This is a genomic window from Salmonella sp. SAL00670, assembly GCF_046552235.1.
In the GTDB taxonomy this organism is placed as follows: domain Bacteria; phylum Pseudomonadota; class Gammaproteobacteria; order Enterobacterales; family Enterobacteriaceae; genus Salmonella; species Salmonella enterica.
Genome location: NZ_JBGDUO010000001.1, coordinates 1,028,664 through 1,054,877, shown reverse-complemented (window position 1 = coordinate 1,054,877; position 26,214 = coordinate 1,028,664). Strand labels below are relative to the sequence as shown.

Below are 26,214 nucleotides of genomic sequence, written 5' to 3'. Positions count from 1 at the left end.
TCGGCTGGAGATCAGGTGAAAAAGAAAAGCGACGGCGATACCCGTAATTTTACGCCCATACGTTTTGCACTACTTTGCACTGCCATTCTGCTCAGTATGGCATTGTTGTTAGGGCGGGTGGCATGGCTGCAAATTGTTACGCCGTCGAAACTGGTGAAACAAGAAGATATGCGCTCGCTTCGTGAAGTGACCACGGCCTCTCCACGCGGCATGATCACCGACAGAGAAGGGCGACCCTTAGCGGTGAGCGTTCCGGTTAATGCTGTCTGGGCCGATCCGAAGACTATCATAAGCAAAGGCGGCGTTGGCTACAATGAGCGCTGGCAGGCGCTGGCCAGTGCCCTGCATCTGTCTCTCAGTACGCTTGCGGAACGGGTAAACAGTAACCCGGCAGGCCGTTTTATCTACCTTGCGCGCCAGGTTTCACCCCAGCAAGCCGAATGGATAGATAAACTGAATCTACCGGGTATTAACCTGCGGGAAGAGTCGCGCCGTTTTTACCCTGCCGGACACGTAGCGGCCAATTTGATCGGCTTTACCAATATCGACGGGCAGGGAATAGAAGGTATTGAAAAGAGCTTTAACGCGCAACTGACGGGAAAACCGGGCTCCCGATTGGTGCGTAAAGATAAATTTGGTCACGTTATTGAGAACATTACGGAAGTGAATCCGGTTCCTGCTCATGAACTTCAGCTTAGCATTGATGAACGTCTGCAAACGGTTACCGAAGATGCGCTGGATAACGCCGTCATATGGAACAAAGCGGAATCCGGCGCTGCCGTATTGATTAACATCCCAACGGGTGAAATTCTCTCGATGGCGAGCTACCCGGATTTCAACCCGAACAACCGTGAAGGCGCGCAGTTGGACGATTTTCGTAACCGCGCGATTAGCGACACCTTCGAACCCGGTTCTACTGTGAAGCCATTGGTCATTATGACTGCGTTACAGCAGGGCATCGTGCAGCCGGACAGCGTTATCGATACCCATCCTTTTACTCTCGATGGACACCGTATCCGCGACGTCGGTTACTATCCGGAACTGACATTAACCGGCATTTTGCAAAAATCCAGCGATACCGGCGTTTCTCACCTTTCTCTGGCGATGCCGGTGCAGAAATTAATGGATACTTATAAAAGCTTTGGTTTCGGCGTGCCTACCGGACTGGGTCTCACCGGAGAGAGCAGCGGGTTATTACCGAAACGCCGTTACTGGAGTGATTTAGATCGCGCTACCTTTGCTTTTGGCTATGGATTAATGGTGACGCCGCTGCAACTGGCGCATGTTTATGCCACGATTGGCAGCTTTGGTATCTACCGTCCGTTATCGATCACCAAAGTTGATCCGCCCGTGATCGGCACGCGGGTAATGCCGGAAGAACTGGTGCACGAGGTGGAACATATGATGGAGAGCGTCGCGTTGCCTGGCGGCGGCGGAACAAAAGCCGCAGTAAGAGACTACCGTATTGCGGTCAAAACCGGGACGGCGAAAAAAATTGGCGATGATGGTAAATACGTCGATAAGTATGTGGCATATACCGCAGGCGTCGCGCCGGCAAGTAACCCCAGATTTGCGCTGGTGGTGGTGATTAATAATCCGCAAAACGGGGCTTATTATGGCGGCGCGGTATCTGCGCCCGTATTCAGCCAGATCATGGGCGATGTGCTGCGGCTGGAAAATGTTGAGCCAGACGGTATGCCAGCCGATTCAGATCACCTTCTGGTGATGCATGGCAGCCACGTTGCGGTTCCGGGCTCGTAAAGGATTTTCCCGGGGCGCAATTCGCGTTACACTTGCGCCCTTTAGCGCCCCAGTCCGGAGTTGTCATGTCGTTTACCTGTCCGCTTTGCCATCAGCCGCTTACGCAGATTAATAACAGCGTTATATGTCCACAGCGCCATCAGTTTGATGTGGCGAAAGAGGGCTACATCAATCTGCTGCCGGTACAGCATAAACGTTCGCGCGATCCGGGCGACAGCGCCGAAATGATGCAGGCGAGGAGAGCGTTTCTTGATGCGGGCCATTATCAGCCGCTGCGCGATGCGGTGATTAACCTGTTGCGCGAGCGGCTGGATCAGTCGGCCACGGCGATTCTGGATATCGGCTGCGGCGAGGGGTATTACACTCATGCTTTTGCCGAGGCGTTGCCGGGAGTCACCACGTTTGGACTGGACGTTGCTAAAACGGCGATCAAAGCGGCGGCGAAGCGCTATTCGCAGGTGAAGTTTTGTGTGGCGTCAAGCCATCGACTGCCCTTTGCCGATGCGTCAATGGATGCGGTGATCAGAATCTACGCCCCGTGTAAGGCGCAGGAATTGGCGCGTGTGGTGAAACCTGGTGGTTGGGTCGTTACCGCCACGCCAGGGCCGCATCATCTGATGGAACTAAAAGGGCTCATTTATGATGAGGTGCGTTTACATGCGCCGTATACCGAGCAGCTCGACGGATTCACATTGCAGCAGAGTACCCGCCTTGCTTATCACATGCAGCTCACCGCCGAAGCGGCTGTAGCACTGTTGCAAATGACGCCATTTGCCTGGCGCGCCAGGCCAGACGTGTGGGAACAACTGGCCGCCAGCGCCGGACTTAGCTGCCAGACGGATTTCAACCTTCATCTCTGGCAGCGTAACCGTTAACCGTGAAAATGCGTCCAGAGGATCTGGACGCCAATTCCTATCAGTACGACCCCGCCGAGAATTTCAGCACGCTTACCCAGCATTGGGCCGATAAAGCGACCGATCATCATCCCGAGGGTGGACATGATAAGCGTGGCGCAACCGATAGCTAATGCGGTTGCGATGATGTTTACCTGCAAAAACGCCAGACCGACGCCAACCGCCATCGCATCGAGGCTGGTCGCGATAGCCGTCGTGACTAATAGCCAAAAGCTGTGGCGACGTAACGGTGTTTCATCTTCATCACTACCGCCGCGGATACCTTCGATGATCATGCGTCCGCCCAGAAAGATCAGCAGAACAAAGGCTATCCAGTGGTTCCATTCCAGAACAAATTTACTCGCCAATATCCCCAGCCCCCAGCCGATCAACGGGGTCAGCGTTTCAACCGCGCCAAAGATAAGGCCGGTACGCAACGCTTCTGAGAATTTGGGTTTATGTAGGGTGGCGCCTTTGCCAATTGATGCCGCGAAAGCATCCATCGACATGCCGAAAGCGAGAAGAACAGTAGCAGTAAAGTGCATGACAACGTCCTGACCGGGGTATCCATTAAACACATCACTGCCCCCAGCAAACATGCATGTCGCCATTCTGTGACGAAATACACAGCAGTTGATGCGCCTATGGTCTCGCCTGACCAGCGGCGGCTGGTCCGTACGCGCCACGTTTTGCAACGAGTATGTTGACGCGTACATTTCCGGAGTCTGGAAATCGGCTACTCCCCAATTGACGGCGCAACATTAACATATTTTTAGAATATAAAACAACAGCGATAAAATATTATTTGTCTTCTAATTGAAAACGATTTTCATTTAGATTTATTCATCAATAAAACGTTAAATTAAATAACAATTGGTCAATAGAAAATATAGCCTTAGCTATATTATGATTCGAAATAAAATTCGAAAAACATAGTTGAGGCTATATCTTAGATTATTGATTTTCAATAAGAATTTTATATATTTTTTCCAGATCGTCGATATTGCGTACACGGATAAGCAAGCGTCGTTGTTCTAATTGCATCACCAGTACGCCGTCTTCCGATAAATTCATCTCTTTAATACGGTTATATTCTATCCAGACATTGGCGAAGAAAAAGCCACGTTGTTTAAAGATGATCCGTGGCGTGCGGATCCAGAATATATAAAACCCCATTAACGCCAGCGCGCTTAATAACCATGTGGTCATCTGCGCTCCGTGGCTGGTTACGTTGTTATAAATAAGGATGGCGACCAGCCCAACGAAGATAACGCTGTCTACGCGACCGCGGCGGAGCAGGGCTATAGAAAGCAGAGTGGGGCCATTGCGACGGGGCATGATGAACTGATCGTAGAGAGCGTAAGCCAATAATGCGGCAATAAAGAGAATCAGCACCAGGTCCGTGATAGTCATTTATCCTCCAGAGAAATAAAAAACGGGGCCGTTTGGCCCCGGTAGTGTACAACAGCCTTACTGGCCCAGCAGTCCTACGGAGTAGCCGGCGATACCAATGACGAAGAAGCCCACGATAATCCACAGCGGGTTAACTTTCTTACGCAGCAGCCACATACAGGCAAAGGTCAACAGTAGCGGAACCAGACCCGGCATCAGCTGGTCGAGAATGGTTTGCACGGTGGTAACGCGTGTCTGACCATCCTGACCGGTGATGGTGGAAACCACCAGCGGGATATTCACATGCGTCCACTTGTTAACCAATGCCCCCATGACAAACAGGCCGAGGATTGACGCCCCCTCAGTCAGTTTTTGCAGGAAGCCGCCGCCCATATCTTTAACGATATCGACGCCTTTGCGGTAGCCATAAGCCACGCCATAATAACGGGTCGCCAGACGCACCAGGTTAAACAGGATGAAAAACAGCAGCGGACCAAGCAGGCTGCCGCTCATTGCAATACCTGCGCCCAGCGCCGCGAATACCGGACGGACGGTACCCCAGAAGATAGGGTCGCCGACGCCTGCCAGCGGTCCCATCAGACCGACTTTGATACCGTTGATAGCACCATCGTCAATCTCTGCGCCGTTCGCACGCTTTTCTTCCATTGCCAGGGTCACGCCCAGTACCGGCGCCGCAACGTAAGGATGAGTGTTAAAGAACTCCAGGTGACGTTTAATCGCCTGTTTACGCGCGTCATTATTCTCCGGATACAGGCGACGAATCGCTGGCACCATAGAGAAGCAGAAGCCCAGCGCTTGCATACGTTCGAAGTTCCATGACCCCTGGAACAGGTTAGAACGAAGAAATACGCCGCGAATATCGCTCGGAGTGAGTTTTTTCTCGGTGGTAGTTTTAGTCATATCAACCATTTCGCTCACCTGTTAGTCCAGTTCGTTGTCGAGATCGTTATTGCCAGCAGCCGCTGCAGGCGCGCCCGCTACACGGTTGTATTTCGGGCTCAGCTGGATGTAAAGAATAGCCATCACTGCGCCGATGACACCCAGTGCGACCAGGTTGAAGTTTGTGAAAGCCGCGGTGACGAAACCGAGGTAGAAGAACGGCATCAGGTAGCCTGCGCGCATCATGTTGATAACCATCGCATAACCAACCACGACGATCATGCCGCCGGCGATGTTCAGACCGCCTGTGACGACTTCAGGAATCGCATTCAGCATTCCCTGTACTTCGCTGGTGCCTACGGAGATGGCAACGATAACCGCCGGGATGGCGATACGCATTGCCTGCAGGAACAGAGAAGAAACGTGCAGCCAGGAGAGCGCCGTCAGGTTGCCGTTTTCAGCCGCCTTGTCCGCCGCGTGCTGGAATGCCACGGTGATGGTACGAACGATAATGGTCAGTACCTGGCCTGCCGCCGCCAGCGGAATCGCCAGCGCGATACCGGCGCCAATGCTTTGATGCCCGGCGATGACCAGAACGGTAGAGATGATGGACGCCAGTGCGGCATCAGGCGCAACGGCAGCACCGATGTTCATCCAGCCCAGAGCGATCATTTCCAGAGTACCGCCGATGATAATACCGGTTTTCATGTCCCCCAAAACGGCGCCGATTAAGGTACAGGCGATCAGCGGACGGTGGAACTGAAATTCATCAAGTACCGACTCCATACCCGCGATACATGCGACGATGAACACCAGCACAATCTGAAGAGTGGTAATCTCCATTGTACTTCTCCTATTGCTATCTTAAGTGTGAAAGCTAATTAAATGCCGGCGGTTATTTCGCCACTTTGGCAATTAAATCCATCATTTTCAGTTTCGGATCGGTGGAAACTTTACGCACCTCAAGCTCGATGCCGCGCTCGTTGAGCTTTTTAAAGGCTTCGATATCCTTTTCATCGACGGAAACGGCGTTGTTCACCTGCGTTTTACCTTGACGATAGGCCATACCGCCAATGTTCACGGAAGTGACTTTCACGCCGCCCTCAACGATGCGCTCGACGTCGGTAGGATTGGTAAACAGAAGCATCACGCGTTCGCCGGCGTATTTCGGGTTATTGTAGACGCGAATCATCTTCGCGACGTCAACCACATGCGCCGTAACGCCCGGCGGCGCAACTTGCGTCAGCAGCGTTTTACGAACGGTATCCGCCGCCACTTCATCGCTCACAACAATAATACGGCTGACATTGGTCTCTTTGGTCCAGCGGGTAGCGACCTGACCGTGAATGAGGCGGTCATCAATACGGGCAAGCCCGATAACCATATAATCATTCGGGCCCATCGGTTTTGCCGGTGCGGCCGCTTTTGGCGCGGCGGCGACTGGCGCTGGCGCGGCTTTTTCTACCGGTTTCGCTTTCAGCGCTTTTACGCCTTCACGACCGGTTTCTACCGCCAGTGCGACCAGCTCGTCAAAGCTCGGATCGTCGTCACGAGCCATAAACGTTTCGACCAGCATCGGGATGTTGACGCCGGCAATAACTTCATAGCGCTCTTTATCGACGACAATGCGGCTGGCAGCATTAAACGGACTGCCTCCCCATGTATCAACGAGAAATAGCACGCCTTTACTGGTATCGAGTTTAGCCAACTGAGCGTTGTACTTTTCGATCAGCGTTTCGGCATTTTCGCCTGGAACGAAATCGATCCAGCCGACGTTTTCCTGCTCGCCTAACAGCATTTCGGCTGTTTTAAGTAACTGCTCTGCAGCCCAACCATGTGTGCCTATAACAATAGCAATGGTCACTTGCTACCTCCTTTATTATTGTCAACACATCAACTTGACAGATGTATTTTTTGAATCGCCGTCCGCAAGCGAATCGATTCAGATGAGGGTTACAACGAAAAACGCATGATTTTCGTGAATTATTTTAGATATCGAAAAAAATATTTTGTGTGATGGAGATCCGTAATTTTGTTTTCGATAATGAGAAATTTCGAAGTGTAAAATATCCCGGTTACATCTCTTTGCAAAGGAAGGTAAATCTTTGCCAAAAACCAGTTGTCTCTGTTATGTTTAGCTTCCGTTTAATTAGAATGGGGTATAGGGCAGCAGCCCGTTGTATGGATCGTCACCGACGTCATTTCACTCTTTGGCCGTTTTGCGCCTGTCAATCTGGCATATCTTGCCATAGCCTTACTTTGTTTATTGCGTTACCGCCTGCATCCTTTGAGATGTTGTGGGCGCCGTTTAGTCATTCCTTAAGCAGGAGCTTGTCATGGAATTATTAATGGATCCCTCAATTTGGGTGGGTTTACTCACGCTCGTCGTCCTGGAAATTGTTCTGGGTATCGATAACCTGGTCTTTATCGCGATCCTCGCCGATAAATTGCCGCCAAAGCAGCGTGACAAAGCGCGTCTTATCGGGCTCTCGCTGGCGCTGATTATGCGTCTGGCGCTGCTGTCCATTATTTCGTGGCTGGTGACCTTAACAAAGCCGCTCTTTACCGTCTGGGATTTTACCTTCTCCGGCCGCGATTTAATTATGCTGCTGGGCGGTATATTCCTGCTGTTTAAAGCGACCACCGAGCTGCATGAACGTCTGGAAAACCGCGAGCATGACACCGGACACGGTAAAGGCTATGCGAGCTTCTGGGTGGTAGTCACGCAGATTGTCATCCTGGATGCGGTCTTCTCGCTGGACGCCGTGATTACGGCGGTAGGTATGGTAAACCATCTGCCGGTTATGATGGCGGCGGTGGTGATTGCGATGGCGGTGATGCTACTGGCGTCAAAACCGCTGACCCGTTTTGTCAACCAGCATCCGACGGTGGTGGTGCTCTGTCTGAGTTTCCTGCTGATGATCGGCTTGAGCCTGGTGGCGGAAGGGTTTGGTTTCCATATTCCGAAAGGCTACCTGTACGCGGCAATTGGTTTCTCGATCGTTATCGAGGTGTTTAACCAGATTGCGCGCCGCAACTTTATTCGTCATCAGTCCACGTTGCCGCTGCGCGCGCGTACTGCGGACGCTATCCTGCGTCTGATGGGCGGTAAACGCCAGACGAGTACGCAACATGAGACGGATAGCCCGGCCGCGATATCGGTGTCGGAAGGCGCCTTCGCCGAAGAAGAACGCTACATGATTAACGGCGTACTGACTCTGGCGTCGCGCTCCCTGCGCGGCATTATGACGCCGCGAGGCGAAATTAGTTGGGTGGATGCGAATCTCAGCGTAGCTGAAATCCGTCAGCAGTTACTCTCTTCTCCGCATAGCCTGTTCCCGGTATGCCGGGGCGAGCTGGATGAAATTATCGGTATCGTGCGGGCGAAAGAGTTGCTGGTGGCGCTGGAAGAGGGCGCGGACGTTGCGGCTATCGCCGCGTCTTCCCCGGCGATAGTGGTGCCGGAAACGCTTGATCCTATCAATCTGTTAGGCGTTTTGCGTCGCGCGCGCGGCAGTTTCGTTATCGTCACTAACGAGTTCGGCGTGGTGCAGGGGCTGGTTACGCCGCTGGATGTGCTGGAAGCGATTGCCGGTGAGTTCCCGGATGCCGATGAAACGCCGGAAATCGTTGCCGATGCCGAGGGCTGGATAGTGAAGGGCGGCACCGATCTCCATGCGCTACAGCAGGCGCTGGAAGTTGACCATCTGGTGAACGAAGAGGGCGATATTGCGACGGTCGCGGGGTTAGTGATCGCCGCTAATGGCCATATTCCTCGTGTTGGCGATGTCATTGATGTTCCGCCCCTGCGGATCACCATTGTCGAGGCCAACGACTATCGTGTCGATCTGGTTCGAATTGTTAAAGAACAGCCTGCCCACGACGAAGAGGAATAACGTCACACGCAGGAACCAAGTCTATAGATGCGGCATCGCGGACATAATCTGTCCGTTATGCCGGGCGGGCGGCGGCGCGCTGCCCGCCAGCCACTGTGGAAATTCGCTAATGGGCATCGGCTTCGCATAGAGATAGCCCTGTAACATTTGCACGCCATGCTGGCGCAAATGCTGTGCCTGTGTCTGGTTTTCGACCCCTTCCGCCACCAGTTCAATATTCAGTCTTTGCCCCAGCGCGATAATAATATCGGTCACCGTTGAATTGACCGCATCGGTACCGATGGCGGCGGTGAAGGATTTATCGATTTTCAAAATATCCGGCCGCAGTTTTTCCAGCCAGGAGAGCGAGCTGTTTCCTGTGCCAAAATCATCGATGGCTAACTTCACGCCTTTACGATGCAGCTCGCGCATCAGGCGGTAATCAACGTCAAGCAACGCGTCGCGTTCCGTGAGCTCCAGCACCAGTTGCTGAACAGGTTCCGCACTAAACCAGTACTGATTAAGATCTTTGAGAAGCACGCCGTGTCGGAAATGGCTTGCCGCTACATTGATGCCGATATGAAACTGATGGTTGATGGGGAAGTAGTGCCGCTGCCGAATGGTTTCCGCAATCACATAGCGGGTCAGCGGCGCTATCAGGTTATGTTCCTCGGCGATAGGAATAAAAACATCCGGTGAGATCCAGCCCTGACGCGGGTTGTTCCAGCGTAACAGGATCTCAACGCCGGTACACTGCTGCGTGCGGGCATTAAGCAACGGCTGACAAAATAGCTCAAACTCCCGTTCGGCAAGGGCCAGATTAATCTCCCAGGAAAAGCTCATTCTGCTGGCCGTTGCCAGCCAGGCGATATAACCGATCAACAGGCTAAGCAATACGGCCAGCGGTAACTGCGTCGGGAGATGTTTGAACGCCAGTACGCCTGCCGACGGCCCGCTGACGCTGATAGTAAAAGGGAAATGCCGCGATGAAAGCTGGTAACGCTCTTCATCTTTTTTTAATTCCGGAAGAGTATCGACCACGCCCCGACCATATAACAGGTGCCGTTTGCCGACCGTCAGGCTGGCGCTGGTAATTTGCGGCTGCTGCGGCTCAAGTAGCATAGTCGCCAGCAAGTCAATATTCACAATTTCCATCACGCCATCCTGGCCATCGGCAGAGGCGGGATACCACTGAATGAGGATCGGGCTTCCCTTGAGTAACGATTGGTCCGTGGAAAGTAGCAGCAGATCGCCAGCTGCGGGAAGATCGGGCTGAAGCTGGCGTATGGGAGTATTACGGGCGCCAAAAATGCTTGAGCAGTAGAGAATTCCCTCTTTTACCAGCCCGATAGAACGAATGGTTTGTAGGCGGGCGGCTTGCTTACGCAACGGCAAATGCGCGGTCGCGCACGGAAGCTCAAGCAAGGGTAGCAGTATGTTTCGTCCGACCAGGAGAGGATGCAGCACATTATCCAGCGCATCAACGGCATGATTCGCGAATGCAACCGTGCGATGGTGATTTAAGTTCCGCTCCGAAATAAATCGGATGCTCAGCGTAAGAATGAGCGTGACCAGTGCACAAATCGTGCAAACAATGAAACGATTACGGCGATAATGATTGATGATCCGTTGTGCTGTTTGCATGCGGGCCGCCCAATAAGCGTTGGCGACAAAAGCCAACCGCGACACAGCAAGTGTAGTGGGGAAACGTGGAGTCGACGAGGAAGAGATAAAAATTTCGCCCATCCGTAGCAGATGGGCGAAGGGAGGGGAGACGGCGTTTAATCACACTGGACTTTAATAGCCAACCCGCCGCGCGACGTTTCGCGGTATTTTGCGTTCATGTCTTTTCCGGTCTCGTACATCGTTTCGATGACTTTATCCAACGAGACGCGCGGCGCGCTGGTTCGACGCATGGCCATACGCGCAGCGTTAATCGCTTTAACCGAAGCAATGGCGTTACGCTCGATACACGGCACCTGCACCTGACCGGCAACCGGGTCGCAGGTCAGCCCCAGGTTATGCTCCATGCCGATTTCAGCGGCAACGCAAACCTGTTCCGGGCTGGCGCCCAACAGTTCAGCAAGGCCTGCCGCCGCCATCGAACAGGCGACCCCGACTTCGCCCTGACAGCCGACTTCCGCGCCGGAAATAGACGCGTTCATCTTATACAGCGCGCCAATAGCGCCTGCCGCCAGGAAGTAGCGGGTGTAAATATCCGGGCTGACAGACTCAATAAAATGGTCGTAGTAAGCCAGTACCGCAGGCACGATGCCGCACGCGCCGTTGGTTGGCGCCGTCACGACGCGACCACCTGCGGCGTTCTCTTCGTTCACCGCCAGAGCAAACATGTTCACCCAGTCAATGACGTTCATCGGATCGCTGGAAAGCTTATCGCTGGAAACCAGCATACGACGCAGCGCAGAGGCGCGACGCGGTACGCGCAGCGGCCCCGGCAGCACGCCTTCGGTATTCATACCACGATCAATACAGGCCTGCATGGTCTGCCAGACGTGACCGAAATACTCTTCAATCTCTTTCTTGCTATGCAGCGCCAGTTCGTTTTGCATCACCATGCCGGAGAGTGAAAGGCCGGTACTGTTGCAATACTCCAGCATTTCTTTCGCCGATTTAAACGGATAAGGTACAGTAACCTCATTCGTCGCTTCCTGGCCGAAATGCTCTTCATCAACGATAAAGCCGCCGCCGATGGAATAGTACGTCTTGCTATAAATGACCGTGTCGTCATGCCAGGCGTGGATCTGCATCCCGTTTTCATGCAGCGGCAAATTGCCGTTGTGAAAACGCATTCCGTCATCTTTCGGGAAGTCGACTTCGTGACGTCCCTGGGCCAGTAACAGACGCTCGCGCGTTTCGACGTCGCGAATAAAACCGGGGATACTATCAATATCCACGGTAGCGGGTTCATTACCCGCCAGACCCATAATAATGGCGATATCGGTATGGTGACCTTTCCCCGTCAGCGACAGCGAGCCGTAGACATCGACAGCGACGCGGGTAACGTTATCCAGTAATCCTTTTTCGACCAGGTCATCGACGAACTGTTTACCGGCCTTCATCGGGCCAACAGTGTGGGAAGAGGAGGGACCAATCCCTACCTTAAACATGTCGAATAGGCTAATCACGATAATACTCCTGACAGGGCAACCGGGGCTTCCGGTTACGATGTTATAACTGCGCATAGTGTAAGAGGGAACGCTGGCATCAGCTTAACTATTCACATGAATTAAACTAATGAATAACCGCGTTTTTACTAATATTGCGACAGTAATCTCAAGTCGTGTCTTGCGCGCGTAAAGTTAAGTATATACACGTTGCCCTTCAGGCTGCCTCTTTGGGGGAGGCGATTGTTACCGCCTTGAGGCAACGTGAATGGCGTTGTGTACAGTCAGGGCTTTACGCCGATTTGCAGCGCCAGCTCACGAAGAATGTTTGCGGTCATGCCCCAGACGAAATAATGCTCATACCAGGAGAGCCATACGCGGTGCGAATTGCCGCGACGGTAAACATCAAGCGGATGATATCGACCCAGTTGCAACGCTTGCGCCAGCGGCATTTCAAACACCGCAGACACTTCGTCTTCACTGGCGCGCCAGGGGAGATTTGGCGGAATAATGCCGACCACCGGGGTGACCTGAAAACCGGTCACGCTGTCTACCGGCGGTAAAACGCCAATCACTTCCACGGCTTGCGGCGGGATGGCGACTTCCTCCTGCGCTTCGCGAAGCGCTGCGGCGATAAGCGAAGCATCGGTACTGTCCACGGCCCCGCCGGGAAAGGCGACCTGTCCGGCGTGTTTGCGCAAATGAATAGCCCGCTGGGTCAACAGCAGCCCCGGTTGGGGGCGGCGAACCACAGGGATCAGTACGGCGGCCTGACGTTGATTTAACGTTTCATGAGTCATCTGCGGGCGCAAAAGCTGAAAGCGCGATAAGAAATGATTGAGCGTCAGACGGCTGGTATCCACGTATTAGTTCTCCAGTGGGTGCAGGATACGATTAACTTTATCAAAAGTTTCCTGATATTCCGCTTCTTCGTTGCTATCGGCCACGATACCGCCGCCGGCTGAGCAATAGAGTTGGCCCTGCGTTGCCGTGACGGTGCGGATAGTAATACTGGTATCCATCTTGCCGCAGAAACTCAGATAACCGATGCTACCGCACCAGGCGTTGCGTCGCTGCGGCTCCAGTTCGTCGATAATTTCCATCGCCCGCACTTTAGGCGCGCCGGTAATGGAGCCGCCGGGGAAAGCCGCGCGCAGCAGATCGGTGGCATGAAGCGAGTCCGGTAAACGGGCGGTAATGGTGCTAACCAGATGGTGAACGGCAGGAAATGGTTCGACGACGAACAGTTCCGGCACTTTCACCGAACCCGGTACGGCGACCCGGCCAATATCGTTACGCATCAAATCGACGATCATCAAATTTTCAGCGCGATCTTTCATTGAGTTGGCCAGTTTCTGCGCTTGCTGACGATCCGCCTGCGGATCGTTAAGCCGTGGAAGCGTACCTTTGATCGGGCGCGTCTGAATATGACCATTCTCCAGTTGGATAAAACGCTCGGGAGAAAGGCTCAATATGGCGCCGTCATGTAAACGAAGAAAGGCGCTGAACGGGGCGCGATTTGCGCGGTTAAGGTGTTCGAAAGCCTGCCACTCATCACCCTCGTAGCTCGCCTGAAAACGCTGGGAAAGATTGACCTGATAGCAGTCCCCGCTGTGCAGCCAGGCCTGCACCTGACGAAACTTCTCGCCATACTCGCAACGCGTCATATTGGATTGCCAGGCTGAGGTAAGCCTGAAGGGCGTGCGGGTCGGCGCGCGCTGGCTGGTGAGCCAGCGATATCGGGCGTCTGCATCGTGATAGCTTATCAGCGATACTACCTGTTTATGGTGATCGACAATCAGCGCCCAGTCGTAAAGGCCAATCGCCATATCGGGTAAAGCGATATCGCGCGCGGCAGTATCGGGCAGAATTTCGAAACGCCGCCCTAAATCATAACCAAACAGACCCAGCGCGCCGCCCTGAAAGGGTAAGTCAGGGTCAGGCTGAGGATGAAAAGGCAGCGCCTCCAGTTGAGTCTGCAAAACGTGTAACGGATCGTCGAGAGTGACGGTAGTCGTGCGCGCAGTACATACCGTGGTTTCCTGCGCGCGCGTGGTCAGTGTGGTGACAGGATCGGCGACCAGAATATCAAAGCGGTTATAGGGATGAATAGCATCACCTGAATGCAGCAGCATCGCCCAGGGCAAATGGTTTACGGGCGCAAAATAGTGTTCAGCGGCGTCCGGACGCCAGGGTAAGGTGATAACAGTGGGAGATAACGTCTTCATCATTCCTGACTCGTTACAACACTACTGGCTTACCGCCGGGTAGCGTGAAATAATTAGCGCTAACAATTTAGCAGGAGTTAATCATGTTTGCAGGTTTACCTTCACTCAGTCATGAACAACAGCAAAAAGCCGTAGAACGTATCCAGGAATTGATGTCGCAAGGTATGAGTAGCGGAGAAGCGATTGCCCAGGTGGCGGGCGAACTTCGCGCCAACCATACCGGCGAACGGATAGTGGCGCGTTTTGAGGATGAAGACGAATAACCGGCTTATACCGCCGCGACAATCTTAATCTCAACTTTATATTTCGGATTCATTAACCCGGCCTGTACGGTACAGCGTACCGGCGCATGGCCTGCGACGACCCACGCATCCCACGCCTTATTCATGGCGGCAAAATCCGCTTTATCGCTCAGGAAAATAGTGGCATCCAGAATACGTGACTTACTGGAGCCCTGTTTTTCCAGCACCGCATCAATTTGCGCCAGAGTATTCGCCGTTTGCTCAAAAGCATCGGCGTCCAGGTTTTCCGGCACGCCGGTATACCACAGCGTATTATTGTAGATCACCACGTCTGACCAACGATCTTCGGCATCAATACGCACGATAGACATCACTTATTCCTCATTTGCTTTCCATTTGAATGGCTCAAGACTGCCACAATGTGGCGCCGCCGTCACCTCTGTAACTGGCGTAAGCCTTTCTACCCTGACATAATCCCCTGTGCAAATTAACAGGGGGCAGTGTGACGGACGATTTTGCAGCAGATGGCCAACTGGCCAAAGCGATAACCGGCTTTAAACCGCGCGAACCACAGCGACAAATGGCGGTTGCCGTAACACAAGCGATTGAAAATGCGCAGCCTCTGGTTGTTGAAGCCGGCACCGGAACCGGGAAGACCTATGCTTACCTCGCTCCGGCGTTGCGCGCCGGGAAAAAAGTCATTATTTCGACCGGGTCGAAAGCGTTGCAGGATCAACTCTACAGCCGCGATCTGCCGACGGTAGCAAAAGCGTTGGCGTTTACCGGTAAGACGGCCCTGTTGAAAGGACGTTCAAACTACCTCTGCCTGGAGCGGCTGGAACAACAAGCGCTGGCGGGCGGCGATTTACCGGTACAAACGTTAAGCGACGTGATATTGCTGCGCTCCTGGTCAAATCAGACGCGGGATGGCGATATCAGCACCTGCGTCAGCGTGGCGGAGGATTCCCAGGCCTGGCCGTTGGTCACCAGTACCAACGACAACTGCCTTGGCAGCGATTGCCCGCTCTACAAAGAGTGCTTTGTGGTGAAAGCGCGTAAAAAGGCGATGGACGCGGATGTGGTGATTGTAAACCACCACCTATTTCTTGCGGATATGGTGGTTAAAGAGAGCGGGTTTGGCGAACTTATCCCTCAGGCTGAAGTAATGATCTTCGATGAAGCCCACCAACTGCCTGACATCGCCAGCCAGTATTTCGGACAATCGCTCTCCAGCCGTCAGTTGCTGGATTTAGCAAAAGACATCACCATCGCCTACCGGACGGAACTGAAAGACACTCAACAGTTGCAAAAATGCGCCGATCGCCTTGCCCAGAGCGCCCAGGATTTTCGTCTGCAACTGGGGGAGCCCGGCTACCGGGGAAATTTGCGTGAACTGTTAGCCGACTCACGTATCCAACGGGCATTTTTACTGCTGGATGATACGCTGGAGCTTTGTTACGACGTGGCGAAGCTGTCGCTGGGCCGTTCGGCGCTGCTGGATGCGGCTTTTGAACGCGCCACGCTATACCGTTCACGGCTGAAACGCTTAAAAGAGATCAATCAGCCGGGATACAGCTACTGGTATGAGTGCACCTCGCGCCATTTCACCCTGGCGCTGACGCCGCTCACCGTGGCGGACAAATTCAAAGAGGTGATGGAACAGAAGCCCGGTAGCTGGATTTTTACCTCGGCCACGTTGTCGGTAAATGATGATCTTCACCACTTTACCGCCCGTCTTGGAATTGAACAGGCAGAATCCATGCTACTGCCCAGCCCATTCGACTATACGCGCCAGGCGTTACTCTGCGTACCGCGTAACCTACCGCAAACCAACCAGCCCGGCGCGGCGCGACAGTTGGCGGCTATGCTCAGGCCGATTATCGAAGCCAATAACGGGCGATGTTTTATGCTGTGCACCTCACACGCCATGATGCGCGATCTGGCGGAGCAGTTTCGCGCCACCATGGCGCTGCCGGTATTGTTGCAAGGGGAAACCAGTAAAGGCCAACTGTTACAGCAATTTGTTAGCGCCGGCAACGCACTGCTCGTCGCCACCAGCAGCTTCTGGGAAGGGGTGGACGTGCGCGGCGATACGTTATCGTTGGTGATTATCGACAAATTGCCGTTTACCTCCCCGGACGACCCGCTGTTAAAAGCGCGAATGGAAGACTGTCGTTTGCGCGGTGGCGATCCGTTTGATGAGGTTCAACTGCCCGACGCGGTGATTACGCTGAAGCAGGGGGTGGGGCGGCTGATTCGCGATGCGGACGATCGCGGGGTGTTAGTGATTTGTGATAACCGGCTGGTGATGCGGCCCTATGGCGCCACGTTTCTCGCCAGCCTGCCTCCTGCGCCGCGCACGCGTGATATCGCCCGTGCCGTTCGCTTTCTTGCGATTCCATCCGCCGAGTAATTTGTTACGGAGTATGGTAAGATGCGCGCTATTTTATTGATCTAAGCACGAAACCTCATGCGAATTCTGGCTATCGATACCGCCACAGAGGCCTGTTCTGTCGCCCTGTGGAACAACGGTACTATCAATGCTCACTTTGAGCTTTGTCCACGAGAACACACTCAACGTATCCTGCCCATGGTGCAGGAGATTCTGGCCGCCAGCGGCGCCTCGCTCAATGAGATAGATGCGCTGGCGTTTGGGCGCGGTCCGGGCAGCTTTACCGGCGTGCGTATCGGCATTGGGATTGCGCAAGGGCTGGCGTTAGGGGCAAATCTGCCGATGATCGGTGTTTCGACGCTTGCCACGATGGCGCAGGGCGCATGGCGTAAAACTGGCGCGACCCGCGTACTCGCCGCGATTGACGCGCGGATGGGCGAAGTGTACTGGGCGGAATACCAGCGTGATGCGCAGGGCGTCTGGCAGGGTGAAGAGACGGAAGCGGTGCTGAAACCGGAACGGGTCGGCGAGCGGTTGAAACAGCTTTCCGGCGAGTGGGCGACCGTAGGAACGGGTTGGTCCGCGTGGCCCGATCTGGCGAAGGAATGCGGCCTGACGCTTCATGATGGGGAGGTGTCGCTCCCGGCAGCGGAAGATATGTTGCCCATCGCCAGTCAAAAGCTGGCGGCAGGAGAGACCGTTGCCGTGGAACATGCCGAGCCGGTTTATTTGCGTAACGAAGTGGCGTGGAAGAAACTTCCCGGCAAAGAATGACTCTCACTACTATTACCCCCCATACTTTATGCTGTGGGGTGGAATAGAGGTCGAGAAAAAGGAGTCGCATCATGGCGGTTCAAAAACGGTTAATAAAAGGGGCGCTGGCGTGCGCTTTTGCGCTTATGCTGAGCGGTTGCGTGACTATCCCGGATGCCATTAAAGGTTCGAGTCCGACGCCGCAGCAGGATTTGGTGCGGGTGATGAATGCGCCGCAGCTCTATATCGGGCAAGAGGCGCGTTTTGGCGGCAAAGTTGTGGCGGTGCAAAATCAGCAGGGAAAAACCCGGCTTGAAATCGCGACCGTACCGCTTGATAGCGGCGCGCGTCCTGTTCTGGGCGAAGCCTCGCGCGGCAGAATTTTTGCCGATGTGAACGGTTTTCTGGACCCGGTGGACTTCCGTGGCCAGTTAGTTACCGTTGTCGGCCCGATAACCGGCACGGTTGACGGTAAAATCGGCAATACGCCGTATAAATTTATGCTGATGCAGGCTACCGGCTATAAACGCTGGCATCTTGTTCAGCAGGTCGTCATGCCTCCACAGCCGATCGATCCGTGGTTTTACGGCGGACGCGCCTGGCCTTATGGCTATGGCGGTTGGGGATGGTATAACCCTGGACCCGCGGAGGTTCAGACGATAGTAACAGAGTAACTCTTTGTTTTATCAATAAAAGAAACAGCGGCTGGTCCGCTGTTTCTGCATTCATAGAGACATAATAAAAATAAATAGTGACGCGCTTCGCAACCTTTCAGTTGCATAATTAATAAACTGGTACGCTGAGTTAATATAATGTTAACGACTTGTTTATTAACTGGGGTTGTGATGACGACGAACACTCATTTTAGAGGTGATGCATTGAAGAAGGTTTGGCTTAACCGTTATCCTGCTGATGTTCCGGCGGAGATCAACCCTGACCGTTATCAATCCCTGGTTGAACTGTTTGAACATGCGGCGACGCGCTATGCCGATCAGCCTGCGTTCGTCAATATGGGGGAGGTAATGACCTTCCGTAAATTAGAAGAACGTAGTCGGGCATTTGCGGCTTATTTACAACAAGGGCTGGGACTCAAAAAAGGCGACCGTGTGGCGCTGATGATGCCAAACCTGTTGCAGTATCCTGTCGCGCTATTTGGTATTTTACGCGCCGGCATGATTGTGGTGAACGTTAACCCGCTTTACACGCCGCGCGAACTTGAGCATCAGCTTAACGATAGCGGCGCGGCGGCAATCATTATTGTTTCTAACTTTGCCCATACGCTGGAAAAAGTGGTCGAGAAAACGTCGGTACAGCACGTTATTCTGACGCGGATGGGCGACCAGCTTTCTACCGCCAAAGGTACGGTTGTTAACTTTGTCGTGAAATACATCAAGCGTCTGGTGCCAAAATACCACTTGCCAGATGCGATCTCGTTTCGCAGCGCGCTACAGCATGGCTACCGTATGCAGTATGTCAAACCCGAGGTTGTCGCTGAAGATCTGGCTTTCCTGCAATATACTGGCGGTACGACGGGCGTGGCGAAAGGCGCGATGTTGACCCACCGCAATATGCTGGCGAATCTGGAGCAGGTGAAAGCGACCTATGGGCCGCTGCTGCACCCGGGGAAAGAGCTGGTAGTGACCGCGCTGCCGCTGTATCACATTTTTGCCTTAACCATGAACTGTCTGCTTTTTATCGAGCTGGGTGGGCAAAACCTGCTGATTACCAATCCGCGTGATATCCCCGGCCTGGTCAAGGAGCTGGCGAAATATCCATTTACGGCGATGACTGGCGTTAATACGCTATTCAACGCCCTGCTCAATAATAAAGAGTTTCAACAGCTGGATTTTTCTTCGCTGCATCTGTCAGCCGGCGGCGGGATGCCGGTGCAAAACGTCGTTGCGGAACGTTGGGTAAAGCTGACCGGGCAATACCTGCTGGAAGGCTACGGGCTGACCGAGTGCGCCCCGCTGGTGAGCGTCAACCCGCATGATATTGATTATCACAGCGGCAGTATCGGCCTGCCAGTACCGTCAACAGAAGCCAAACTGGTGGATGACGATGACAACGAAGTCGCGCCGGGTGAGGCCGGAGAGCTTTGCGTGAAAGGCCCGCAGGTTATGCTGGGATACTGGCAGCGTCCTGACGCGACGGATGAAATCATTAAAGATGGCTGGCTGCATACGGGCGATATTGCGGTTATGGATGAAGACGGCTTTCTGCGGATTGTCGATCGTAAGAAAGATATGATTCTGGTTTCTGGTTTCAACGTTTATCCAAACGAAATTGAAGATGTGGTGATGCAGCATTCTGGCGTGCAGGAAGTCGCGGCGGTTGGCGTGCCTTCCGGTAGTAGCGGCGAAGCGGTGAAGCTTTTTGTGGTTAAGAAAGATCCGGCATTGACTGACGATGCGTTGATCACCTTCTGCCGTCGCCATCTGACCGGATATAAGGTGCCCAAACAGGTCGAGTTTCGCGAGGAATTACCAAAATCTAACGTTGGGAAAATTTTACGACGAGAACTGCGTGACGAAGCCCGTGGCAAAGTAGACAATAAAGCCTGAGCGTTAAGTCAGCTAACGAGAGACGCCGGTTAAGCCGGCGTTTTTTTTGGCGCGAACCAAAGAGAACACGATTTGAATTACCAAATGATTGAAACGGACGATGCGCTGGCGAGCCTGTGTGAGGCTGTCCGCGCATGTCCGGCTATTGCTTTAGATACGGAATTTGTCCGTACCCGCACCTATTACCCGCAGTTAGGATTGATCCAGTTATTTGACGGGGCAAATGTCGCCCTGATCGATCCGCTCGGCATCAGCGACTGGTCGCCGTTAAAAGCGGTGTTGCGCGATACGGGAATCACCAAATTTCTGCACGCGGGTAGCGAAGATCTGGAAGTATTTCTGAATGCGTTTGGCGAACTGCCGGAACCCCTGATTGATACGCAAATTCTGGCGGCGTTTTGCGGGCGTCCGCTGTCGTGGGGTTTTGCGTCGATGGTAGAAGAGTATACGGGCGTGGCGCTGGACAAAAGCGAGTCTCGTACCGACTGGTTAGCCCGGCCTTTAAGCGAACGTCAGTGTGAATACGCGGCGGCGGATGTCTGGTATCTGTTACCGATCGCCAAAAAGCTGATGATTGAAACTGAAGCCGCAGGATGGCTGCCTGCCGCGCTTGATGAGTGTCGGTTGATGCAGCAGCGCCGTCAGGAGATTCAGGCGCCGGAAGAAGCATGGCGGGATATCACCAATGCCTGGCAACTGCGTACTCGCCAGTTAGCCTGTCTGCAACTTTTAGCTGACTGGCGGCTACGTAAGGCGCGTGAGCGCGATATGGCGGTGAACTTTGTTGTGCGTGAAGAAAACCTGTGGGCGGTCGCGCGTTATATGCCGGGCAGTCTCGGTGAGCTGGATAGCCTGGGGCTTTCCGGCAGCGAGATTCGCTTTCACGGCAAGACGTTGATATCGCTGGTGGCGAAAGCACAGGCGCTACCGGAAGAGGCATTGCCGGAACCCCTGTTGAATCTGATGGACATGCCGGGCTATCGCAAAGCGTTTAAGGCCATCAAAGCGCTGGTGGCGGAGGTGAGCGCGTCGCATCACGTCAGCGGCGAGCTACTGGCATCGCGTCGGCAGATTAATCAGTTGCTTAACTGGCACTGGAAATTAAAACCGCAAAATGGGCAACCGGAATTGATTTCCGGCTGGCGCGCCGAACTGATGGCGGAGAAGTTAACTCTTCTGTTGCAGGAGTATCCGCGTTAACGGCGGTAATTGCCGGGAAAACGGCCAGTGAAATAAATGTCCGTATTCGGAATAATGTAAAAAAATAAAAAAGGCAGATTCTTCTGCCTTTTTTAATCCAGGAATTTTCCCATAAAAGAGCTTATTTTGACTCTTCGGCTTCCGGCAGCGTTACGTTAAGTTCAAGGATGGAGATATCACCATCTTTTTGCTCAAGCTGGACGGTAACCATTTCCGGATCGATTTGTACGTATTTACAAATGACCTCAAGAATATCTTTACGTAACTGCGGTAAATAATGCGGTTCGGCATCGCTACGGCGACGTTCCGCGACAATGATTTGCAACCGCTCTTTTGCAATATTAGCGGTACTCTTTTTCCGCGAGAGAAAAAAATCCAGTAATGCCATAATTTATCCTCCGAACAGGCGTTTGAGGAAACCTTTCTTCTCTTCTTCAATGAAGCGGAAAGGACGTTCTTCTCCCAACAGACGATCCACGGTATCTGCATAGGCTTTACCCGCATCCGCAGTGGCGTCAAGAATCACCGGTTCGCCCTGGTTCGATGCGCGCAGTACGGATTGATCTTCCGGGATCACACCGACGAGTTTAATACGCAGAATCTCCAGTACATCTTCCATGCTGAGCATGTCGCCTTTATTGACGCGGCCTGGATTGTAGCGCGTCAACAGGAGATGTTCTTTAATCGGTTCTTCGCCATTTTCTGCGCGACGAGATTTCGATGCCAGAATACCCAGAATACGGTCCGAGTCACGGACAGAAGAGACTTCCGGGTTGGTCGTGATGATCGCTTCATCGGCAAAATAGAGCGCCATCAGCGCCCCGGTTTCGATACCCGCCGGCGAGTCGCAAACGATGAACTCAAAGTCCATCGCTTTCAGTGAGTCCAGTACCTTAGCGACGCCTTCGCGCGTTAGCGCGTCTTTATCCCGGGTCTGCGACGCCGGAAGAATGAAGAGATTTTCAGTACGCTTATCTTTGATCAGCGCCTGATTCAGTGTCGCATCGCCCTGAATGACGTTTACAAAATCGTAAACGACACGACGTTCGCACCCCATAATCAGATCGAGGTTACGCAGTCCGATATCAAAATCAATGACGACAGTTTTCTTTCCCTTCTGGGCCAAACCTGTAGCGATGGCCGCGCTGGAGGTGGTCTTGCCAACGCCCCCTTTACCCGAAGTAACAACAATAATGCGTGCCATAAAAATTCCTTGTTAAAAAGGGATCAATTCAACGGTTGAACTGTCAAAGCGTTGTCTGCTAAACGCAGGCGCGCCGCTTTGCCATAAAATTCTGCCGGGATTTTATCACTCAGCCAGTAAACACCTGCGATAGAGACCAGTTCTGCCGTCAGATGGGTACAAAAAATTTGCGCTTCCCGATCGCCGCTCGCCCCTGCCAGCGCGCGACCTCTCATCATGCCATAGACATGGATATTGCCGTCAGCGATAAGCTCTGCGCCAGCGCTGACGTGACTTGTAACAATCAGATCACATTGTGGAGCATAAATGCGCTGACCGGAACGAACCGGAACATCAATTAATCGCGTTTTTGTGATGGGATTAGCGTTTTGCGGCGGCTCGCTGGGCGTTGCCGGCTCAACGGGCGCAGGCCGAACCGCTTTCTCTTTACCTTCAGTCAGTAAAGGAAGACCCATCCGATCGATTTCTACTTTCAGGCTGGCGTCTTTACAGCCGCTCACGCCGATAATGCGTAAGCCGGTTGAGGTCACGATCTTATGCAGTTCCGGCCAGTTTACCGGGCTTTCAAGACCGCTAACGTTAATAACGACAGGGGCGTGTTTTAAAAACGCAGGAGCCTGCGCTATTTTGTCTTCTAACGCCTGACGAATAACCTCTGGTTCCGCTTCATGCAAATGAACCACTGATAAGGTGAAGCTACTGCCTTTAAGCTCGATTGGCGTGTTTGACATCCTGGCCTTACTCAATTTGCTATTTATCATTTCCGATACGGAGTGATATTCCGAAGTCCAGAAGGCATGTTATAGTCAGTATTATATTGAGGCAAGTCACCATCCCGTTAATTCAGAGTAAAAGTATGTTTTGTGTGATCTATCGAAGTAGCAAGCGCGATCAAACCTATTTGTATGTCGAAAAAAAAGACGATTTTTCGCGAGTGCCTGAAGCGTTGATGAAAGGATTCGGTCAGCCGCAGTTAGCGATGATGCTGCCGCTTGATGGACGTAAAAAATTAGTCAATGCCGAGCTCGAAAAAGTAAAACAGGCGTTAAGCGAGCAGGGCTATTATTTACAATTGCCGCCGCCGCCGGAAGATTTGCTGAAACAACATCTTTCTTCGGTAGGACAAAATACGTCGTCCGCTGACCGTTAAACGGTATTCGGCGCCGCGCCTGAATTCCATCATGATCTTAGGGGAAAATATGTATCAACATCGTAACTGGCAAGGCGCCTTGCTTGATTACCCGGTAAGTAAAGTGGTCTGCGTGGGCAGTAATTACGCAAATCACATCAAGGAGATGGGCAGCGCGACGCCGGAAGAACCCGTGCTTTTTATCAAGCCGGAAACCGCATTGTGTGATATTCGCCAGCCGCTGGCGATTCCGGCGGATATGGGGGCTGTTCATCATGAAGTTGAGCTTGCTGTGCTGATTGGCGCAACGCTCCGCCAGGCGACCGAAGATCATGTACGTAAAGCGATAGCCGGTTATGGCGTGGCGCTTGATTTAACCCTGCGCGATATTCAAGGGAAAATGAAAAAGGCCGGACAGCCCTGGGAAAAAGCCAAAGGTTTTGATAACGCATGTCCGATTTCAGGCTTCATCCCTGTCGCGGCCTTCTGCGGCGATCCGCAAAATACGGTTATCGGACTTAACGTTAATGGCGAGGTTCGCCAGCAAGGGTCGACCGCGGATATGATTCATCCTATTGTGCCCCTTATCGCCTATATGAGCCGCTATTTTACGCTCAAAGCCGGGGACGTGGTGCTAACCGGCACGCCGGCAGGCGTGGGGCCATTATTAAGCGGCGATGAGCTGGACATTCGTTTTAATGGCGAAACGTTGTCTACCCGCGTTCTGTAAAATCTGCTTGCCGCCTTCAGCGGCGGTAAAACTTGCATCTGCAGGCCAGACTGGTTATAAGGTGCAGCTTTAGTGCAATGGCGGATACTTTAATGAGCGATACACCTTTCTGGCAACGTAAAACCCTGGATGAAATGACCGATGCCGAGTGGGAGTCGCTGTGCGATGGCTGCGGTCAATGCTGCCTGCATAAGCTGATGGATGAAGATACAGATGAAATCTACTTCACCAACGTGGCGTGCAGGCAATTAAATATCAAAACGTGCCAGTGCCGTCATTATGAACGCCGTTTTGAATTTGAACCCGACTGTATCAAACTCACTCGCGAAAACTTGCCAGACTTTGAATGGTTGCCGATGACCTGCGCCTACCGTTTGTTGGCGGAAGGTAAGCCCTTGCCGACGTGGCATCCGCTGCTGACTGGATCGAAAGCCGCTATGCATGGCGAGCGAATTTCTGTCCGTCATATCGCGGTTAAAGAATCCGAAGTACGGGACTGGCAGGATCATATTTTAAATAAACCGTCGTGGGCAGAATAAGTCTTCGGCAAAACGGCTGATTGTTTACAATTCTTTAATTTACGCCGGGCGGCCCCTGAAGCCAGGAATTGCGTGCAAATTCCGTCACCTGGCGTTATCACTGCCTTCTATTCTTCCCTGACGCGCCTTGTCGCTGCGCTCGCGCACGTATGGCGGCGACTCTATACTTTCAAAGCAGTATATCGCTGCCTATCCTGAGGAGTTACCCCATGAATAACCAACCGTTGCGCGTTTCAAAGGATCAGCCCAGGAAGCCTGATAAGACACCCGAAGACGAAGGAAAAAATCCAAAGAAAAACCAAAAGTAGTGCTGTAGGGTATCTTTAATAACTATGGTTCGTTGGAGGCTTTATGTCTGAACGTCCTGATTTAGTCGATCCATTACCAGAGGATGAGCCGCTTCCTGGTGAAAATATTCCGGATACGCCAGTGGGAGACGATCCTCTCGACCCGGATACCCAGAATGAGGTTGAAGATCCTCGTAGATAGCGTCTTGTGCTATTAACCAACCGCCTGATGCACCGTCTGTGCCAGGCGGTTTTTTACATCTTCTAAAGTGAAACATCCTGATAATCCTCAGAAAGATAGCCTATAATTTTTTGTACGTTAAAATAGTAGCGCGTCCATGACGACACTGTCTTATTGCGCTTAGCCGTTTGCGAGTTCAAAGGAGGAAATCAATGAACAGCGAAGAGTTGACACATAAAGCAGAAGAGGAAATCGCGGCACTCATTAGCAAAAAGGTCGCCGAACTACGGAAGAAAACCGGGCAAGAGGTTTCCGAAATAGAGTTCGCGCCGCGAGAAACGATGAAAGGGCTTGAGGGATACCACGTTAAAATTAAACTACTCTAGCGTTTAATTAGCGCCATTAATCACCTGGCTACTGGGCGGGACGCCGCCCAGTGGTGACTGGTTTACCGATGTCAGGCTTTTTTCTGTTGATACATTTCCTCGCCCTGATGGTCTTCCTCTACCCAAAAATGAATGTTGAACCGCGCATCCTCGCTCAGCTCTACCCGATGCCAGTATTGCGGCGGACTGGTGGCGAATTGCCCGGCATTAATCACCACTTTCACTTCGGGTTCTGTCGCGGTTTCATTCGCAAAGCCATAGTAGGTCACGGTGCCTTCCATCACGCAGAGTTGTCCGAAAACGCCTGCCGCTGTGTTGTGATGAGAGAGCAGTGCCGCCGGAACATTCTCTTTGGTGAAAAAGGGGGTAGAGCGTTTAACTTTCCAGTTTGCCGGGATGCGTAAGTGGGACATAAGACATCTCCCTGATGTGG

The 26,214-nt window shown here is 52.9% G+C and carries 29 protein-coding genes and 1 riboswitch; of the genes, 15 read left to right on the top strand and 14 right to left on the bottom strand.

What is annotated here, in order from left to right:
* The first annotated feature begins 15 nt into the window (after window positions 1–15).
* Together ftsI and rlmA are read left to right on the top strand one after the other, a co-directional pair.
* Window positions 16–1,761, top strand: a complete 1,746-nt coding sequence (ftsI, locus tag ACLJRS_RS05250) for a peptidoglycan glycosyltransferase FtsI (protein ID WP_000730322.1) — start codon at window positions 16–18, stop codon at window positions 1,759–1,761.
* A 65-nt stretch (window positions 1,762–1,826) separates the two neighbouring features.
* The gene (gene rlmA / locus ACLJRS_RS05245; protein WP_000010923.1) at window positions 1,827–2,636 is read left to right on the top strand and encodes a 23S rRNA (guanine(745)-N(1))-methyltransferase; all 810 of its coding nucleotides are present in this window, start codon (window positions 1,827–1,829) and stop codon (window positions 2,634–2,636) included.
* On the opposite strand, the gene mntP is transcribed toward rlmA, so the two are convergent.
* From mntP to manX, 5 genes are all read right to left on the bottom strand, one after another.
* The gene (gene mntP, locus ACLJRS_RS05240; RefSeq protein ID WP_001518359.1) at window positions 2,633–3,199 is read right to left on the bottom strand and encodes a manganese efflux pump MntP; all 567 of its coding nucleotides are present in this window, start codon (window positions 3,197–3,199) and stop codon (window positions 2,633–2,635) included. The two genes, rlmA and mntP, sit on opposite strands and share 4 nt — an antisense overlap.
* 111 nt (window positions 3,200–3,310) lie before the next feature.
* A riboswitch (yybP-ykoY riboswitch) is annotated at window positions 3,311–3,412 on the bottom strand.
* 196 nt (window positions 3,413–3,608) lie between these two features.
* Window positions 3,609–4,067 carry a DUF986 family protein gene (locus tag ACLJRS_RS05235; protein ID WP_000156279.1) on the bottom strand — a complete coding sequence of 153 codons (459 nt, stop codon included), beginning with the start codon at window positions 4,065–4,067 and terminating at the stop codon, window positions 3,609–3,611.
* A gap of 57 nt (window positions 4,068–4,124) precedes the next feature.
* Window positions 4,125–4,976 (bottom strand): PTS mannose transporter subunit IID, encoded by an 852-nt coding sequence (locus ACLJRS_RS05230; protein WP_001518647.1) that lies wholly within the window; start codon window positions 4,974–4,976, stop codon window positions 4,125–4,127.
* Window positions 4,977–4,988: 12 nt separating this feature from the next.
* On the bottom strand, window positions 4,989–5,789 hold the full coding sequence (gene manY / locus ACLJRS_RS05225; protein WP_000406918.1) for a PTS mannose transporter subunit IIC: 801 nt from the start codon (window positions 5,787–5,789) through the stop codon (window positions 4,989–4,991).
* Window positions 5,790–5,841: 52 nt separating this feature from the next.
* Window positions 5,842–6,810: a PTS mannose transporter subunit IIAB gene (gene manX, locus ACLJRS_RS05220; RefSeq protein ID WP_000150521.1), complete on the bottom strand. Its 969-nt coding sequence runs from the start codon at window positions 6,808–6,810 to the stop codon at window positions 5,842–5,844.
* Window positions 6,811–6,962: 152 nt separating this feature from the next.
* Between manX and ACLJRS_RS05215 the strand changes: the two genes are divergently transcribed.
* Window positions 6,963–7,295, top strand: coding sequence for a protein YoaL (locus ACLJRS_RS05215; RefSeq protein WP_011233029.1), 333 nt, complete (start codon window positions 6,963–6,965; stop codon window positions 7,293–7,295).
* Window positions 7,283–8,842, top strand: coding sequence for a CNNM family cation transport protein YoaE (yoaE, locus tag ACLJRS_RS05210; RefSeq protein WP_000421820.1), 1,560 nt, complete (start codon window positions 7,283–7,285; stop codon window positions 8,840–8,842). Before ACLJRS_RS05215 ends, yoaE begins: the two co-directional genes overlap by 13 nt.
* A gap of 21 nt (window positions 8,843–8,863) precedes the next feature.
* On the opposite strand, the gene ACLJRS_RS05205 is transcribed toward yoaE, so the two are convergent.
* From ACLJRS_RS05205 to pabB, 4 genes are all read right to left on the bottom strand, one after another.
* Window positions 8,864–10,465, bottom strand: a complete 1,602-nt coding sequence (locus ACLJRS_RS05205) for an EAL domain-containing protein (RefSeq protein ID WP_001192519.1) — start codon at window positions 10,463–10,465, stop codon at window positions 8,864–8,866.
* A gap of 137 nt (window positions 10,466–10,602) precedes the next feature.
* Window positions 10,603–11,967, bottom strand: a complete 1,365-nt coding sequence (gene sdaA / locus ACLJRS_RS05200) for an L-serine ammonia-lyase (RefSeq protein WP_000624277.1) — start codon at window positions 11,965–11,967, stop codon at window positions 10,603–10,605.
* 263 nt (window positions 11,968–12,230) lie between these two features.
* The gene (locus ACLJRS_RS05195) at window positions 12,231–12,809 is read right to left on the bottom strand and encodes a CoA pyrophosphatase (protein WP_000381549.1); all 579 of its coding nucleotides are present in this window, start codon (window positions 12,807–12,809) and stop codon (window positions 12,231–12,233) included.
* A 3-nt stretch (window positions 12,810–12,812) separates the two neighbouring features.
* The gene (gene pabB / locus ACLJRS_RS05190) at window positions 12,813–14,177 is read right to left on the bottom strand and encodes an aminodeoxychorismate synthase component 1 (RefSeq protein ID WP_000978458.1); all 1,365 of its coding nucleotides are present in this window, start codon (window positions 14,175–14,177) and stop codon (window positions 12,813–12,815) included.
* Between the two features lie 80 nt (window positions 14,178–14,257).
* Here pabB and ACLJRS_RS05185 point away from each other — a divergent pair, with 80 nt between their 5' ends.
* Window positions 14,258–14,437: a YoaH family protein gene (locus ACLJRS_RS05185; protein ID WP_000457328.1), complete on the top strand. Its 180-nt coding sequence runs from the start codon at window positions 14,258–14,260 to the stop codon at window positions 14,435–14,437.
* Window positions 14,438–14,442: 5 nt separating this feature from the next.
* On the opposite strand, the gene ACLJRS_RS05180 is transcribed toward ACLJRS_RS05185, so the two are convergent.
* The gene (locus ACLJRS_RS05180; RefSeq protein ID WP_000029550.1) at window positions 14,443–14,787 is read right to left on the bottom strand and encodes a RidA family protein; all 345 of its coding nucleotides are present in this window, start codon (window positions 14,785–14,787) and stop codon (window positions 14,443–14,445) included.
* A 131-nt stretch (window positions 14,788–14,918) separates the two neighbouring features.
* Here ACLJRS_RS05180 and ACLJRS_RS05175 point away from each other — a divergent pair, with 131 nt between their 5' ends.
* The 5 genes from ACLJRS_RS05175 to rnd all read left to right on the top strand — a co-directional run bounded on the left by ACLJRS_RS05175 (window position 14,919) and on the right by rnd (window position 21,325).
* The gene (locus tag ACLJRS_RS05175; protein ID WP_000128803.1) at window positions 14,919–16,829 is read left to right on the top strand and encodes an ATP-dependent DNA helicase; all 1,911 of its coding nucleotides are present in this window, start codon (window positions 14,919–14,921) and stop codon (window positions 16,827–16,829) included.
* A 57-nt stretch (window positions 16,830–16,886) separates the two neighbouring features.
* Window positions 16,887–17,582, top strand: coding sequence for a tRNA (adenosine(37)-N6)-threonylcarbamoyltransferase complex dimerization subunit type 1 TsaB (gene tsaB / locus ACLJRS_RS05170; RefSeq protein WP_001221014.1), 696 nt, complete (start codon window positions 16,887–16,889; stop codon window positions 17,580–17,582).
* A gap of 71 nt (window positions 17,583–17,653) precedes the next feature.
* Complete coding sequence (locus tag ACLJRS_RS05165) at window positions 17,654–18,235, top strand: Slp family lipoprotein (RefSeq protein WP_000290594.1); 582 nt, start codon at window positions 17,654–17,656, stop codon at window positions 18,233–18,235.
* 204 nt (window positions 18,236–18,439) lie between these two features.
* A complete protein-coding gene (fadD, locus tag ACLJRS_RS05160; protein WP_000758418.1) occupies window positions 18,440–20,125 on the top strand; it encodes a long-chain-fatty-acid--CoA ligase FadD in 1,686 nt (561 codons plus the stop codon).
* A gap of 72 nt (window positions 20,126–20,197) precedes the next feature.
* A complete protein-coding gene (rnd, locus tag ACLJRS_RS05155) occupies window positions 20,198–21,325 on the top strand; it encodes a ribonuclease D (protein ID WP_001109128.1) in 1,128 nt (375 codons plus the stop codon).
* 121 nt (window positions 21,326–21,446) lie between these two features.
* Here the strand turns inward: rnd and minE are convergent, their stop codons facing one another.
* Genes minE through minC form a run of 3 tightly spaced genes read right to left on the bottom strand, consistent with a single transcriptional unit; the run spans window position 21,447 to window position 23,260 of the window.
* On the bottom strand, window positions 21,447–21,713 hold the full coding sequence (gene minE / locus ACLJRS_RS05150) for a cell division topological specificity factor MinE (RefSeq protein WP_001185666.1): 267 nt from the start codon (window positions 21,711–21,713) through the stop codon (window positions 21,447–21,449).
* 3 nt (window positions 21,714–21,716) lie between these two features.
* Complete coding sequence (gene minD / locus ACLJRS_RS05145; RefSeq protein WP_000101047.1) at window positions 21,717–22,529, bottom strand: septum site-determining protein MinD; 813 nt, start codon at window positions 22,527–22,529, stop codon at window positions 21,717–21,719.
* A 23-nt stretch (window positions 22,530–22,552) separates the two neighbouring features.
* Window positions 22,553–23,260 (bottom strand): septum site-determining protein MinC, encoded by a 708-nt coding sequence (gene minC / locus ACLJRS_RS05140; RefSeq protein ID WP_000072527.1) that lies wholly within the window; start codon window positions 23,258–23,260, stop codon window positions 22,553–22,555.
* Window positions 23,261–23,385: 125 nt separating this feature from the next.
* On the opposite strand from minC, the gene ACLJRS_RS05135 reads away from it, so the two are divergent.
* The 5 genes from ACLJRS_RS05135 (at window position 23,386) to ACLJRS_RS05115 (ending at window position 25,781) form a co-directional block, all read left to right on the top strand.
* On the top strand, window positions 23,386–23,679 hold the full coding sequence (locus tag ACLJRS_RS05135) for a YcgL domain-containing protein (RefSeq protein ID WP_001670513.1): 294 nt from the start codon (window positions 23,386–23,388) through the stop codon (window positions 23,677–23,679).
* 49 nt (window positions 23,680–23,728) lie between these two features.
* Window positions 23,729–24,388 carry a fumarylacetoacetate hydrolase family protein gene (locus ACLJRS_RS05130; RefSeq protein WP_001519895.1) on the top strand — a complete coding sequence of 220 codons (660 nt, stop codon included), beginning with the start codon at window positions 23,729–23,731 and terminating at the stop codon, window positions 24,386–24,388.
* A 92-nt stretch (window positions 24,389–24,480) separates the two neighbouring features.
* Window positions 24,481–24,927, top strand: coding sequence for a YcgN family cysteine cluster protein (locus ACLJRS_RS05125; protein ID WP_001285703.1), 447 nt, complete (start codon window positions 24,481–24,483; stop codon window positions 24,925–24,927).
* 351 nt (window positions 24,928–25,278) lie between these two features.
* The gene (locus ACLJRS_RS05120; RefSeq protein WP_001670760.1) at window positions 25,279–25,416 is read left to right on the top strand and encodes a hypothetical protein; all 138 of its coding nucleotides are present in this window, start codon (window positions 25,279–25,281) and stop codon (window positions 25,414–25,416) included.
* Between the two features lie 191 nt (window positions 25,417–25,607).
* Window positions 25,608–25,781: a GnsA/GnsB family addiction module toxin gene (locus ACLJRS_RS05115; RefSeq protein ID WP_001083582.1), complete on the top strand. Its 174-nt coding sequence runs from the start codon at window positions 25,608–25,610 to the stop codon at window positions 25,779–25,781.
* A 71-nt stretch (window positions 25,782–25,852) separates the two neighbouring features.
* Here the strand turns inward: ACLJRS_RS05115 and ACLJRS_RS05110 are convergent, their stop codons facing one another.
* Window positions 25,853–26,194 carry a DUF1971 domain-containing protein gene (locus ACLJRS_RS05110; RefSeq protein ID WP_000018968.1) on the bottom strand — a complete coding sequence of 114 codons (342 nt, stop codon included), beginning with the start codon at window positions 26,192–26,194 and terminating at the stop codon, window positions 25,853–25,855.
* Window positions 26,195–26,214: the final 20 nt, after the last annotated feature.